We start from the raw sequence: 13,266 nt of genomic DNA, 5'->3' as shown, positions 1-13,266 counted from the left end.
AGATATTGATTCATTTATTTTAATGTAAATTATATGAAATATTCAATATTAACAATGACTGTTTTTTCTACAAATTGTGTTTTAATATGGTGTAGTAGTACTTTGGAAGCTGCTTTATTGGATCCTGGTGGCGATTTAGAAAAAATAAAAAACCTAATTAGTAAATATGGGGTTAATCTTACCAAAATATTTTTAACTCATGGTCATATAGATCATGTAGGTACGGCCAAACTTGTTTCTTCTTATTATTATGTACCTATATTTGGTCCAGATATTAGGGATAAATTCTTGTTTGATATGTTACCATTACAAAGTAAAATGTTTGATTTTAATTTTTGTTCTTCGTTTTTACCAAATTATTGGTTAAAAGATGGTGATATTATAAATTTAGGAGATATTTCTTTTAATATATTACATTGTCCAGGACATACTCCAGGTCATGTTGTTTTTTTTAATAAAATTAATAAATATTTATTTTCTGGTGATGTTCTTTTTAAGAATTCAATTGGACGTAGTGATTTTCCTGGAAGTAATTATTGTAATTTGATATTTTCAATTAAAAATAAATTATTTTTATTGGGAGATGATATAGTTTTTATTCCTGGACATGGTAATTCGTCGACATTAGGTGAAGAAAAGTTAAATAATCCTTATTTAAAATAATTTTCTTAATATTTTTATTTATTTTAAATTTTTAATGATTTTTTATAAAATAGATTATTTTGTATATAGAAAATCAATATGTATAATGTTTTCTTTGTATGGGTGTTGTTGTATGGATTGTATATGAACTATTTCTTCAATATTATTTATTTTTATAATTATTTTTTTTTTATATAGATTATATTTATTTTTTATATTTGTTATTATTTTTTCTTCTATATTAATGTTTATATTTTTTTTATTTTTCCCATAAATTACAGCAGGTATTTTTTTTATTTTTCTTAGTTGTTTATTTTTGTTCTTATTTATTTTTTTTCTTATTTCAGCTTTTATAATTAACATAATGAAATTTTTATAATTGATTAATTTTATTATTTTATGGTTTATTATATTATTATAAAATAATATTTTTTTATAATTTATTTATTTTAAAATTTTTTATTTTAGAAGACATTTATATATCTTTTTATATCTTGGTTTGATTTAATAAATTTAAATTAACTAAAATTGTATCATGTTTTAATTTTATATTAAAATATATTATTGATTTTTATTTATTTATAGATATATTTTATATTATTTTATTTATGCAAATATATTTTTTTTCTTTATGTTATAAAAAAATATGTTTTTTGTTATAATTTATATATGTGTGAAGATGAATTAATTGATAAATTAAAATCATTAGCTGGGTTTACGATTAAAGAAATATTATTTAATAAAAATATATCTTTATTAACTTCTTCAAAATTTGATAAGGGTTCTATTGGTAAATTGATAGAATGTTTATTAGGATTAATTAATAATAATTATGCTAAACAAGATTTTTTTGATATTGGTTTGGAATTAAAAACTATACCAGTAAATAATTTTGGTTTTCCTATTGAAGATACCTTTGTGTGTTCTGCTAAGTTAATTGGTAATTTTGATTATTCTTGGGAATCTAGTTATGTTAAGAGTAAAATTTCTCGTGTATTGTGGATTCCTGTAGAACATTATAGAAGAATGTCTATTTTAGATAAACGTATTGGTTTGCCGATTATTTGGAGTCCTAATTGTGCTGAAGAAAAATTACTTAAAATAGATTGGGAAGAAATTATGAGTTTTATTATTTTAGGTGAAATAGAAAAGCTAGATTCAATTTATGGAGATATTTTATATATAAAATCTAAAGCTAAGAACTCAAATTATTTAACAAATGCTATTGGTAATGATGGTGAAATTATTATGGTTAACCCTAAAAGTTTTTATTTGAGAAAATTTTTTACAAAGAAAATTTTATTTCATAATTTTAATTATAAGATTTAGATATTTATTTATAAAATAATTAATTTAAGGGTAATTTATAGGATGGTTGATTGGATTTTTGATTCTAATGCTTTAACAGCTTTTGGAACATTAACTATTTTAGAAATTATTCTTAGTTTTGATAATATAATATTTTTATCTTTATTAATTTCTAAATTACCTAAAAATCAACAGGGTAGTGCTAGATTTTTAGGATTGATAGGTGGATTATTTTTACGTATATTATTTTTAATTTTCATTATATGGATTATTAATTTTACAAATTCTTTATTTTTTTTAATTAATCATTATTTTTCTGTTTATGATTTGTTTTTGTTTTTTGGTGGTTTTTTTTTATTATGGAAATCTTTAATAGAAATTTATGAATTTATCAATAGTAAAAATTTAAAGAATAAGATATATTTTCCTTCTTTTGGTAGTATTGTTTTACAAATTATATTTTTAGATATTGTTTTTAGTTTAGATTCTGTAATTGTAGCTATTGGTATTTCTAATTATTTATCTATTATGATAATATCTATTATTTTTTCAGTTTTTATTATTTTTGTATTTGTAGATATTATTAGTGGATTTATTAATTCTAATTCTTCTATTAAAATGTTATCTTTAGTTTTCATTTTATTTATAAGTATTTCTTTAATATTAGAGAGTTTTTGTTTTTATATATCTAAAAAATATATTTATTTTTCTATGTTTTTTTCTATTATTGTTGAAATATTAAATATATTAAGATATAAAAAATATATTAATAAAAGCAATAGTTAGTTTTATTTTTATTTTTTTATTAAATTGCTATTTTTGCATATATTGCTGGATATGGATTATAATTTTTTATTTTAAAATCTTTGTATTTATATTCAAATATTGAAAATGGTTTTCTTATTATTTTTAATGTTGGTAATGTTTTAGGATTTCTTTGTATTTGTAATTTTATTTGATTAATGTGATTAAGATATATATGTGTGTCACCTCCTATCCATATTAATTTATCAACTATCAAATTGGTTTGTTGTGCAAACATATGTATTAATAAAGCATAGCTTGCAATATTAAATGGTAAGCCTAAAAATACATCACATGATCTTTGATATAATTGACAGGATAATTTTTTTTTGTTCACATATAGTTGAAATAAAATATGACAGGGTTGTAATGACATTTTTTTTAGTTCACCTACATTCCATGTTGATACTATTAGTCTTCTTGAATTTTTATTTGTTTTTAATTCCTTTATTATGTTTTTTATTTGATCAATTTGTTTTCCATTTTTATTTATCCATTTTCTCCATTGTTTACCGTATATTGGTCCAAGATTTCCGTTTTTATCCGCCCAATGATCCCATATGTGTATATTTTTTTTATTTAATTTTTTAATATTTGTATTTCCGGTTATGAACCATAATAATTCGTATATTATAGAACGAAAATTACATCTTTTAGTAGTGATTAAAGGAAATCCTTTTTTTAGATTAAATATCATTTTATACCCAAAAATTGATATTGTGCCTACTCCAGTACGATCGTATTTTAGTGATCCTTTATTTAGTATTTTTTTTATTAATTTTAAATATTGTTCCATTTTTTTTTTGATTGATTAGATTTATACAATATAATTATACCAGATAATAACATAGGTATTGATAATATTTGTCCCAGAGTAAAAATATTATAGAAAAACCCAATTTGTATATCAGGTTGTCTAAATATTTCAACAAATATTCTAATAATACTGTAATTAATTAAAAATATTGCGGATATATTATTATTATTTTTTTTAATTTTATTTAATATAATAAATAGTATTATTCCTTCTAATATAAATTCATATATTTGTGATGGGTGTCTAGGTAATGCACCGTAAGTGTTAAATATTATTTTCCATTTTGGATGTTTTAAAATAAATAATTTATCTTCGTTATAAGAGTTTGGAAATATAACTGCCCATGGTACATTGTATGTTACTCTACCCCATAATTCTCCGTTAATAAAATTACCAATTCTTCCAGCTCCTAATCCTATAGGTATTAAAGGTACTATTAAATTTGTTATGCGAAAAAAATTGTAATTGTTTTTTTTGCTAAAATATAAAATATAAATTATTGCTCCTATGATTCCTCCATGAAATGACATTCCACCTTTCCATATTTCAAATAAAATTAATGGGTTTTTAAAAAATAATTTTATATTATAAATGAATTCATACCCTAATCTCCCTCCAATTATTGTATTTACAAAACCGTAATATAATAAATTTTCTAAATTTTTTTTATTTATTTTATTGTAGTAAAATATTTTACTATTTTTATTTATAGCAATGTGATAGATAAATAAAAAACTTATATAATACATTAAACCATACCAGTATATTTTTATTGGTCCAAAATGTAGTATTATTGGATTAATATTATTTATATAAAAATATTTGTGATTCATTTTTTTTTAATATTGTTAGTATTGTGTAATTGTATGTTTTTTTTGAATTATTTATTATTAAATATTTACAGATTTATCATTTTTTATATTGTATTACATTCAATAAAAATAAAATTTGATTTTTTTGTTTTTTAATAATTTTTTTGTTTTAATTATTAATTGTTATTTCATAAATTAATTATTTTTTATTTTTTTATTGATTTTTTTTATTTTGTATGTATGTTTATTTTAATGTATAAAATTATAATTAAATATATTACATATTAATGAGTTGGATTAGAAATATTCTTAAAAAAAAAAATTTAGTTTTATCAAATAAATCTAGTATACCTGAAGGTGTATGGACAAAATGTATTAGTTGTGAACATGTTTTATACGTTGCTGAATTACAAAGTAATTTAAGAGTATGTCCATATTGTGATTGTCATATGAAAATAAAAGCAAGAGAGCGATTAAAAAGTTTTTTAGATAATGATAGTCTAATTGAAATTGGTGATCATTTTTCTCCTAAGGATATATTATGTTTTCGTGATAGTAAAAGATATAGAGATCGTTTAATAGAGGCTAAGAAAAATACTGGTGAAAAAGATGCGTTAGTATCTGTGAAAGGTATGCTTTGTGGTATCCCTGTTATATCTGTTGCTGGTGAATTTGCTTTTATGGGTGGTTCAATGGGATGTGTTGTTGGTAATCGTTTTCTTTATGCTGTACAGTATGCAATAAAATTGTCTTGTCCCTTAATTTCTTTTTCTTCTAGTGGTGGGGCTAGAATGCAGGAAGCATTATTTTCTTTAATGCAAATGGCAAAGATTAGTGCTGTTTTGGGGGAGATGAAAAAAAGTAAACTTCCATATATTTCTGTCCTTACTGATCCTACTATGGGTGGAGTATCCGCTAGTTTTGCTATGTTGGGTGATATTATTGTTGCTGAACCTAAGGCTTTGATTGGTTTTGCTGGACCTAGAGTTATTGAGCAAACTTTAGGAAGTAAATTACCCAAGGGTTTTCAGCGTAGTGAGTTTTTGATAGATAAAGGTGCCATAGATATGATTATTCGTCGTCAAGATATGAGATTTAAATTATCTAATTTATTAGCTAAAATTATGCATTTACCTAAACCTATAAATTTATAGAGTAATTTCTTTATTTGTTTTAATTAAGTATTTTTTATATTTATATTTATTATATAAATTTAATTTTATTATTTATTTAAGATAAGGATAATTATTTATGAATTTAATTGATTATTTTATATTTTTTATAATTTTATTATCTGCTTTTTTTAGTTTGATGAAGGGATTTACAAATGAAATATTATCAATTTTTACTTATATTTTAGCTTTTTTTATTGTAAAAATGTATTATAAATTTGTTGGTTCTTTATTTATTGGTATAAAAGAAGAATTTTTTAGAAATATTATTTCAATTTTATTAATTTCAATTTTTGTATTTATTTGTGGTTCTTTATTTAATTATTTTGTATATTTTATTATAAAAAAAATTCATTTAGTTAAAATTGATAAAAAATTAGGTCTTGTTTTTGGAATAATGAAAGGTGTTTTAATTGTTACTGTTGGTATATATTTTATTAATACTTTCACTGAATTGTTTAAGTATTCATTATGGAAAAATTCTAAAATTATTCCTTTTTTTAAATTTATTATAAAGTGGTTTTCCAGTCATTTACATTATATTTATTTTTTTTAAAAAATTAAAATTGGGTATTTTATTTATGATATATTATTTTTTGTGTTTTTTTTATAAAATTTTTAAATTTGATAATTTGTTTGCAAATTATTTTTGGTTTTGAAATGAAAGGTGCATGTGTGGTATTAGGTATAATTATTGATTTATTATTTAAATATAATTTATTTAGTTTATGAATAAATTTTTTTGGAATTATATTATCTTTTTCTCCATATATGTTAAGTACTGGAATGTTGATTTTAATTAATTCATTTCTTATATCTATATTTTTTATAATTTTTAATCCTAATTCAAGTATTTTTTTTTTTGGTATTTTTTTAATAAAAATATTATTTTTTTTTGATTTTTTATTTAAAAGCAATGAATTATGGAAAATATTTATTGTTTTTTTGTAATTTTTTTTTAGATTAATTTTAAATAATTTTAACGTTTTTAATTTAATACCAGGCCATTTTTTTTTTTTAATAAAACATGGTGATGTTGATATTAAAATTAATCCTTTTATTTTTGTTGGATTGTGTAAATAAATTTTAGTAGCTATAATACCACCCATAGACCATCCTACTATAACGGTATTATTAGGTATATATGGATATAAAATATTTATTATTTCTTCTATTTTATTTATATTTTCTAATTTTATATTTTTACCATAACCTGGTAAATCTATTAGATATAGTTTAAAATGTTTAGTTAGTTTTGGTGTTATTTTTTTCCATATTTTTGAATCCGTTCCCCAACCATGTATTAATATTAAATTAATATTATGTTTTCCAATTGTTTTAAAGTGTAATTTTTCCATTTTTTTAAAATTATATTTTAATTATTAATATTAAGATATATTTTATAAAAATATTTATATTTGTATTTCATATCAAATATCATGATGATATTATGTTTTTATTGATATTTATCTTAAATTTATATAGGTTTTATATGATTAATATTACTAATTCAGCATTAAATCATTTTATAGAATTATTATCTATGCAAACTAAATTTAATTATATTAGAATATTTATTTCTAATATAAATACTTTAGATGCTGAGTGCTCTATTATTTTTTGTGATGCTAAAGGTTTAAAAAAAGATGATATTTTATTTACTTTTTCTGAATTATTGGTATATATTGATTATTCAAGTATACCTTATTTAAAGGATGCAAAAATCGATTTAGAAGTAAATGATATTGACTCTAAGTTAATTATATATGCTCCCTTTATTAAAAGTTTATTTGATGATTTATCATTAAAAGATAAAGTTAAATATTTTTTAAGATATAAAATAGTACCTCAACTTATTTTACATGGTGGTAATATAAAATTAGTTGAAATTACTAAGGATAAATATGTAGTTGTTAGGTTTATTGGAGGTTGTAATGGTTGTTCAATGGTTAATTATACATTGAGGGATAATATTGAATCTAAATTATTAAAATATATTCCTGAATTGAGTGGTATTTTGGATATTACAGACCATATAAGACATAAACATTCTTTTTATTAATAATTAGAATTGATTATATTTTTTTTATATAAAAAAAATATTTAATTTATTATTATAAATTTTGATAGAATTTATTAAACTGAATAAAGATATTTATTTTATTGTATATATTAAGGTATTTTGTGAAAACAAAAGATTTAATAGTTGTTGGTGGTGGAATAAATGGTGCTGGAATTGCTGCTGATGCTGCAGGTAGAGGGTTATCTGTTTTATTATTAGAAAAATTTGATTTAGCTTATGCTACTTCATCTGCTAGTTCTAAATTAATTCATGGTGGATTAAGATATCTTGAATATTATGAGTTTAGATTGGTTAGAGAAGCATTAGCTGAAAGAGAAGTTTTGTTAAGAATGGCCCCTCATATTATTTTTCCTATAAAATTTTTTTTACCTTATCTACCTAATTTTCGTTCTGCATGGTTAATTCGTTTAGGTTTATTTATATACGATAGATTGAGTAGAAGAAATAATTTACCTTCTAGTTCAAGTTTACGATGTGATCCTAAATTAGGATTTATTTCTAAAATATATCGTGGTTTTGAATATTTTGATTGTTGGGTTGATGATTCACGGTTAGTTGTTTTAAATGCTCTAGAGGTATTGAAGCATGGTGGTGAAGTTTTGACAGGTGTTGAAGTAATAAAGGCTCGTCGTATGTCAGGAATTTGGGAAGTAAAAGTTAAAGATAATAATACAGGTAAAATTAATTATTATTATTCCAAAGGTTTAGTTAATGCAACTGGACCTTGGGTTAAGCAATGTTTTAATGATGTGTTGAATTTGGAATCCCCTCATAATGTTCGTTTAATTAAGGGTAGTCATATAGTTGTTCCAATATTATCTAATCAAAAGCAAGCTTATATTTTACAAAATGATGATAGTAGAATTGTATTTGTTATTCCTTGGTTAAATAAATTTTCTATAATTGGTACTACTGATGTAGAATACAAAGGTGATCCTATTAACGTAACTATTAATGATGATGAAATTAATTATTTATTAAAAGTATGTAATAAATATTTTTGTAAAACTTTAAGAAGAACTGATATAGTTTGGAGTTATTCAGGTGTTAGACCCTTGTGGGGCAATAAAACATCTTCCCCTCAATCTGTCACTCGTGATTATTTAATTGATATACAGGATGATAATGGAACTGCTCCGTTATTATCTATTTTTGGTGGTAAATTAACTACATATCGTAAATTAGCAGAATTTTCTTTAAATAAATTATCTAAATATTATATTAATATGAAACCGTCTTGGACTAGAAATTGTATACTTTCCGGTGGTGACATAGGAATTTCAATTGAAGATTATTCCAATAAATTACGTATCATGTATCCATTTTTAACAAAAGATATTTCTTACCATTATTCTAGTACATATGGTACTTCTAGTAATGATATTTTAAAGGGTGTTAATAATTTAGATGATTTGGGAGAACATTTTGGTAATGTTTTATATCAAGTTGAATTAGATTATTTGATTAAATATGAATGGGCAAAAAAATTAGATGATGTAATTTGGAGACGTACAAAATTAGGTATATTTCTTAATGAAAAAGAAAAAATACTTATATCAAAATATTTGAGTAAATCTTTAAATACTAAGTGAATATTTTTGATAGTAAAATAAAATGTTTTTTTTAGTGATTATTGTTTTTTAGTTTAAATATTTTTATATTTATTTTAAATAATTTAATGTTTTTTTATTAATATTACAAGTAAAATTTATATGATAGCAAAGATTATTAATTGTAAATTTATAGCTGATGATATTTTATCAAAAGTTATAAAGGAGATATCTTTTTATCAGAAAAATAAAATACGTTCTCCTCGTCTTGATGTAATTTTAGTTGGTGATGATATTGCTTCTAGGTTATATGTAAAAAACAAATATTTAGTTTGTAAAGATATTGGTATTATTTGTCATATTCATAAATTTTCTAATTTTGTTAGTGAAAAAGAGTTATTATTTTTAATAGACAAATTAAATAGTAATGTTAATGTTGATGGAATATTAATTCAATTACCTCTTCCTAAAATTATTAATGCTGTTAAAATTTTAGAAAATATATCTATTTTTAAAGATGTTGATGGTCTTAATCCTTATAATATTGGTTGTTTATATTTTAATAAATCAAAATTGCGACCTTGTACATCTAGCGGTATTATTAGTATTATTAAATATCTAAATATTAATACATATGGATTAAATGTTGTTATTGTAGGTGCTTCTGATATTGTTGGCAAACCTATAAGTATAGAATTGTTATTAATTGGTTGTACTGTTACTATTACACATCGTTACACGAATAATTTGCGTTTTTATTTAAAAAATGCAGATTTATTGATTGTTGCTGTAGGAAAATCTTGTTTTATTCATGGTAGTTGGATAAAGTCAGGTGCGATTGTTATTGATGTAGGTGTTAATTTATTAGATAATGGTGAGATAGTTGGTGATGTTGATTTTGTTTCTGCTTTATATAGAGCATCTCATATTACTACTGTTCCAGGAGGTGTAGGTTTAATAACTGTTGCTACAGTAATGAAAAACACTTTAATAGCTAGTAAATATAATTTAATAAATATGTGATTATTAAATTATATTTTCATTTTATATTATATGTAATTTATTTTTTTTAAATTTTAATGCAAATATACATTTAATTTTTTATAAATATGAGTTTTTTACAACTTATTTATTATATGAATTAATATTATCTTATTAAAATAGTGATTTTAATATTTATGTTAAAGATATACAACACATTAAGTAAAAAAAAAGAGAAGTTTAAAGCTATTTATAATGGTAATGTAAATTTATATGTATGTGGGTCAACAGTATATGATTTATGTCATATAGGTCATGCTCGTACTTTTGTATTTTTTGATATTATGGTTAGATATTTACGATTTATTGGTTATAATGTTAAATATGTTCGTAACATTACTGATGTCGATAATAAAATTTTAAATAAAGCTAAAGAAAATGGAGAATCAGTTTCTTCTTTAACTGATCGTATGATTTTAGAAATGAATAATGATTTTTGTAATCTTAATATTTTATCTCCAGATTTAGAACCCAGAGTAACTAATAATATTAAATGTATAATTGATCTAATTATTATATTGTTAAAGAAAAAATACGCCTATTTAGCTAAAAACGGTGATGTTTTATTTTCTATAAATTCTTATTCTGAATATGGTTATTTATCTGGTCAGAATTTGAAATTGTTAAAAAATAGAATTAAACATAATTATTCAAAGGATAATATCTCCGATTTTGTTTTATGGAAGAGAGTTGATTATGGTGAATGTATATGGAGTTCTCCTTGGGGTCTTGGACGTCCAGGATGGCATATTGAATGTTCTGCAATTAGTCAAAAATATTTAGGTATACATTATGATATACATGGTGGAGGTAGTGATCTAATTTTCCCTCATCATGAAAATGAAATTGCACAATCTATTTGTGCGTATAACAATGGTTATGTTAATTATTGGATGCATACAGGATTGGTTGTTTGTGATAAAAAAAAAATTTCAAAGTCTCATGGAAATTTTTTTAATTTAAAGTATATATTATCTAAATATAATGTTGATTATTTAAGATATTTTTTAATATCTTCTCATTATAGAAATATATTATATTATAATGATGATAATTTATGTAATGCTAAAAATTCTTTAAAAAAAATATATAATGCTTTATATGGTACTAATTATTTGGTATCTAATTTTTCTGAAGATGATTTTAGAATTAGATTCTGTCAAGCAATGAATGATGATTTTAATATACCAAAAGTGATTTCTATATTATTTGAATTAATTGATGAGATAAATATTTTTAAGAAAAAAAATAATTTATTAATAGCTAATAAGTTAGCTAGTCGGTTGATTGAATTATTTTCTATATTAGGTATTAGTTTTTTTAAATTAAAAAATATAGTAAATTTTAAAAATAATGATAAAAAATATAATTTAATTAAAAAATTAATTTTAAAGCGTGATGCTGCTCGTAGAACTTGTAATTGGTGTATTGCTGATAGAATTAGAAATAAATTGTATTCTTTAGGTGTTCTTGTTGAAGATGGTTTGCATGGTAGTATTTGGAAAATAAAATAAATAGTTATAAATATTAATTTAATAATTTTAATTTTTAATTATTTTTTTTAATGTTGAGAAAATTAATTTATTTATATTAAAATTTAGTTTTAAATAAAAAATAAATGTTATATATTATATATATATAATAGTATATTATCTCTTATATAAATAATTTATTTTATTATTTTAATAGAATAACAATCTTAATGAGATTAATAATGTTTATTAAATATCTGTTTTATTTAGGATGAAAGATTTATATTTATGAGCACGTTTATTTTTAAAAAAATTTATTTTATAGATAATGAGGTATTTAAATGAAACGTGCGGTAATAACAGGTATAGGTATTGTATCAAGTATTGGTAATAATAAAAGTGATGTTTTATATTCATTAATAAATGGTTGTTCAGGTATTATTTATTCTCAAAAAATGAAGGATGTTGGTTTACGTAGCAATGTTTGGGGTAATATAGATTTAGATATTAAGGGATTAATTGATCGTAAAATATTAAGATTTATGAGTGATGCATCTATTTATGCATATTTATCTATGAAACAGGCTGTATCTGATTCTTGTTTATCTGCTAATGTATATCAAAACAATCCTAGAGTTGGTATTATAGTAGGATCTGGAGGTGGATCTCCTAAATCTCAAGTTTATAGTGCTGATGCTGTTCGTAGTCCTAGAGGTATAAAATCTTTAGGTCCATATATGGTAACTAGAGCTATGGCATCTGGTGTTTCTGCTTGTTTAGCAACTCCATTTAAAATATATGGTTTAAATTTTTCTATTAGTTCTGCTTGTGCAACTTCTGCACATTGTATTGGAAGTGCTTATGAACAAATACAATATGGTAAGCAGGATATTATTTTTGCAGGTGGTGCAGAAGAGTTGAGTTGGGAACTTGCTTGTGAATTTGATGCTATGGGTGCATTATCCACTAAATATAATCATGATCCTAGTATAGCTTCTAGAACATATGATAAAAAAAGAGATGGTTTTGTTATTTCTGGTGGAGCTGGTATTGTAGTTATAGAGGAATTGCAACACGCTTTAAATCGTGATGCGCATATATATGCTGAGATTATTGGTTATGGAGCTACATCTGATGGTTATGATATGGTAGTTCCATCAGGTGATGGTGCTGTTCGTTGTATGAAAATTGCCATGAAAGATTTAGATATGGGTATTGATTATATAAATACCCATGGTACATCTACTATTATTGGTGATACTAAAGAATTATATTCTATATGTACTGTTTTTGATAAAAATATTCCTCCTATATCTTCTACGAAGTCTATGACTGGTCATTCATTAGGTGCTTCCGGTGTACATGAAATAATTTATTCTGTTTTAATGTTGGAAAATAATTTTATTGCTCCTAGTATTAATATTCAAGATTTGGAGGATTTGGCTAAAGATATTGACGTTGTTTTAGAAACAAGACGTGTGTTTTTGAATACAATTATGTCAAATAGTTTTGGTTTTGGTGGGACAAATGCTGTATTAATTGTAAAAAAATATCATTGAAGTTTT

At 22.0% G+C, this 13,266-nt stretch carries 13 protein-coding genes and 1 pseudogene; 10 read left to right on the top strand and 4 right to left on the bottom strand.

Annotated features, from left to right (window positions below):
• Window positions 1-33 precede the first annotated feature (33 nt).
• Window positions 34-663 (top strand): MBL fold metallo-hydrolase, encoded by a 630-nt coding sequence (locus tag ONB71_RS02175; protein ID WP_274360516.1) that lies wholly within the window; start codon window positions 34-36, stop codon window positions 661-663.
• A 54-nt stretch (window positions 664-717) separates the two neighbouring features.
• Here the strand turns inward: ONB71_RS02175 and rplY are convergent, their stop codons facing one another.
• Window positions 718-1,005 (bottom strand): 50S ribosomal protein L25, encoded by a 288-nt coding sequence (rplY, locus tag ONB71_RS02170; RefSeq protein ID WP_274360515.1) that lies wholly within the window; start codon window positions 1,003-1,005, stop codon window positions 718-720.
• Window positions 1,006-1,311: 306 nt separating this feature from the next.
• Between rplY and mutH the strand changes: the two genes are divergently transcribed.
• Entirely contained in the window at window positions 1,312-1,971 is a 660-nt protein-coding gene (gene mutH, locus ONB71_RS02165) for a DNA mismatch repair endonuclease MutH (RefSeq protein ID WP_274360513.1), read from the top strand.
• Between the two features lie 42 nt (window positions 1,972-2,013).
• A complete protein-coding gene (locus ONB71_RS02160; protein WP_274360512.1) occupies window positions 2,014-2,736 on the top strand; it encodes a TerC family protein in 723 nt (240 codons plus the stop codon).
• Window positions 2,737-2,755: 19 nt separating this feature from the next.
• Here ONB71_RS02160 and thyA read toward each other — a convergent pair whose 3' ends face one another.
• Both thyA and lgt read right to left on the bottom strand, forming a co-directional pair.
• Window positions 2,756-3,550 (bottom strand): thymidylate synthase, encoded by a 795-nt coding sequence (gene thyA, locus ONB71_RS02155; RefSeq protein WP_274360511.1) that lies wholly within the window; start codon window positions 3,548-3,550, stop codon window positions 2,756-2,758.
• On the bottom strand, window positions 3,535-4,404 hold the full coding sequence (gene lgt, locus ONB71_RS02150; RefSeq protein ID WP_274360510.1) for a prolipoprotein diacylglyceryl transferase: 870 nt from the start codon (window positions 4,402-4,404) through the stop codon (window positions 3,535-3,537). The genes thyA and lgt overlap by 16 nt, the downstream gene beginning before the upstream one ends.
• Window positions 4,405-4,670: 266 nt before the next feature.
• Between lgt and accD the strand changes: the two are divergent.
• Both accD and ONB71_RS02140 read left to right on the top strand, forming a co-directional pair.
• Window positions 4,671-5,525, top strand: a pseudogene (accD, locus tag ONB71_RS02145) (acetyl-CoA carboxylase, carboxyltransferase subunit beta); the annotation flags it as partial.
• A 109-nt stretch (window positions 5,526-5,634) separates the two neighbouring features.
• On the top strand, window positions 5,635-6,111 hold the full coding sequence (locus ONB71_RS02140; RefSeq protein WP_274360508.1) for a CvpA family protein: 477 nt from the start codon (window positions 5,635-5,637) through the stop codon (window positions 6,109-6,111).
• A gap of 19 nt (window positions 6,112-6,130) precedes the next feature.
• Here ONB71_RS02140 and bioH read toward each other — a convergent pair whose 3' ends face one another.
• Entirely contained in the window at window positions 6,131-6,913 is a 783-nt protein-coding gene (bioH, locus tag ONB71_RS02135; protein WP_274360507.1) for a pimeloyl-ACP methyl ester esterase BioH, read from the bottom strand.
• Between the two features lie 134 nt (window positions 6,914-7,047).
• Here bioH and ONB71_RS02130 point away from each other — a divergent pair, with 134 nt between their 5' ends.
• From ONB71_RS02130 to fabB, 5 genes are all read left to right on the top strand, one after another.
• Entirely contained in the window at window positions 7,048-7,617 is a 570-nt protein-coding gene (locus tag ONB71_RS02130; RefSeq protein ID WP_274360506.1) for a NifU family protein, read from the top strand.
• A gap of 122 nt (window positions 7,618-7,739) precedes the next feature.
• Window positions 7,740-9,230, top strand: a complete 1,491-nt coding sequence (glpD, locus tag ONB71_RS02125; protein ID WP_274360505.1) for a glycerol-3-phosphate dehydrogenase — start codon at window positions 7,740-7,742, stop codon at window positions 9,228-9,230.
• A gap of 120 nt (window positions 9,231-9,350) precedes the next feature.
• The gene (gene folD, locus ONB71_RS02120; RefSeq protein ID WP_274360504.1) at window positions 9,351-10,211 is read left to right on the top strand and encodes a bifunctional methylenetetrahydrofolate dehydrogenase/methenyltetrahydrofolate cyclohydrolase FolD; all 861 of its coding nucleotides are present in this window, start codon (window positions 9,351-9,353) and stop codon (window positions 10,209-10,211) included.
• A gap of 155 nt (window positions 10,212-10,366) precedes the next feature.
• Complete coding sequence (gene cysS, locus ONB71_RS02115) at window positions 10,367-11,743, top strand: cysteine--tRNA ligase (protein WP_274360503.1); 1,377 nt, start codon at window positions 10,367-10,369, stop codon at window positions 11,741-11,743.
• Window positions 11,744-12,042: 299 nt separating this feature from the next.
• Window positions 12,043-13,260, top strand: a complete 1,218-nt coding sequence (gene fabB / locus ONB71_RS02110) for a beta-ketoacyl-ACP synthase I (protein ID WP_274360502.1) — start codon at window positions 12,043-12,045, stop codon at window positions 13,258-13,260.
• The last annotated feature ends 6 nt before the right edge of the window (window positions 13,261-13,266 follow it).

Source organism: Candidatus Purcelliella pentastirinorum (assembly GCF_028748785.1).
Classification (GTDB): domain Bacteria; phylum Pseudomonadota; class Gammaproteobacteria; order Enterobacterales; family Enterobacteriaceae; genus Purcelliella; species Purcelliella pentastirinorum_A.
The sequence above is the reverse complement of the archived record's forward strand: the minus strand, read 5'-3'. Positions and strand labels throughout refer to the sequence as shown.

Coding starts and splice junctions, on each gene's coding strand:
- ONB71_RS02175 (WP_274360516.1), top strand. CDS start 34: ATGAAATATTCAATATTAACAATGACTGTTTTTTCTACAAATTGTGTT.
- rplY (WP_274360515.1), bottom strand. CDS start 1,005: ATGTTAATTATAAAAGCTGAAATAAGAAAAAAAATAAATAAGAACAAA.
- mutH (WP_274360513.1), top strand. CDS start 1,312: ATGTGTGAAGATGAATTAATTGATAAATTAAAATCATTAGCTGGGTTT.
- ONB71_RS02160 (WP_274360512.1), top strand. CDS start 2,014: ATGGTTGATTGGATTTTTGATTCTAATGCTTTAACAGCTTTTGGAACA.
- thyA (WP_274360511.1), bottom strand. CDS start 3,550: ATGGAACAATATTTAAAATTAATAAAAAAAATACTAAATAAAGGATCA.
- lgt (WP_274360510.1), bottom strand. CDS start 4,404: ATGAATCACAAATATTTTTATATAAATAATATTAATCCAATAATACTA.
- ONB71_RS02140 (WP_274360508.1), top strand. CDS start 5,635: ATGAATTTAATTGATTATTTTATATTTTTTATAATTTTATTATCTGCT.
- bioH (WP_274360507.1), bottom strand. CDS start 6,913: ATGGAAAAATTACACTTTAAAACAATTGGAAAACATAATATTAATTTA.
- ONB71_RS02130 (WP_274360506.1), top strand. CDS start 7,048: ATGATTAATATTACTAATTCAGCATTAAATCATTTTATAGAATTATTA.
- folD (WP_274360504.1), top strand. CDS start 9,351: ATGATAGCAAAGATTATTAATTGTAAATTTATAGCTGATGATATTTTA.
- cysS (WP_274360503.1), top strand. CDS start 10,367: ATGTTAAAGATATACAACACATTAAGTAAAAAAAAAGAGAAGTTTAAA.
- fabB (WP_274360502.1), top strand. CDS start 12,043: ATGAAACGTGCGGTAATAACAGGTATAGGTATTGTATCAAGTATTGGT.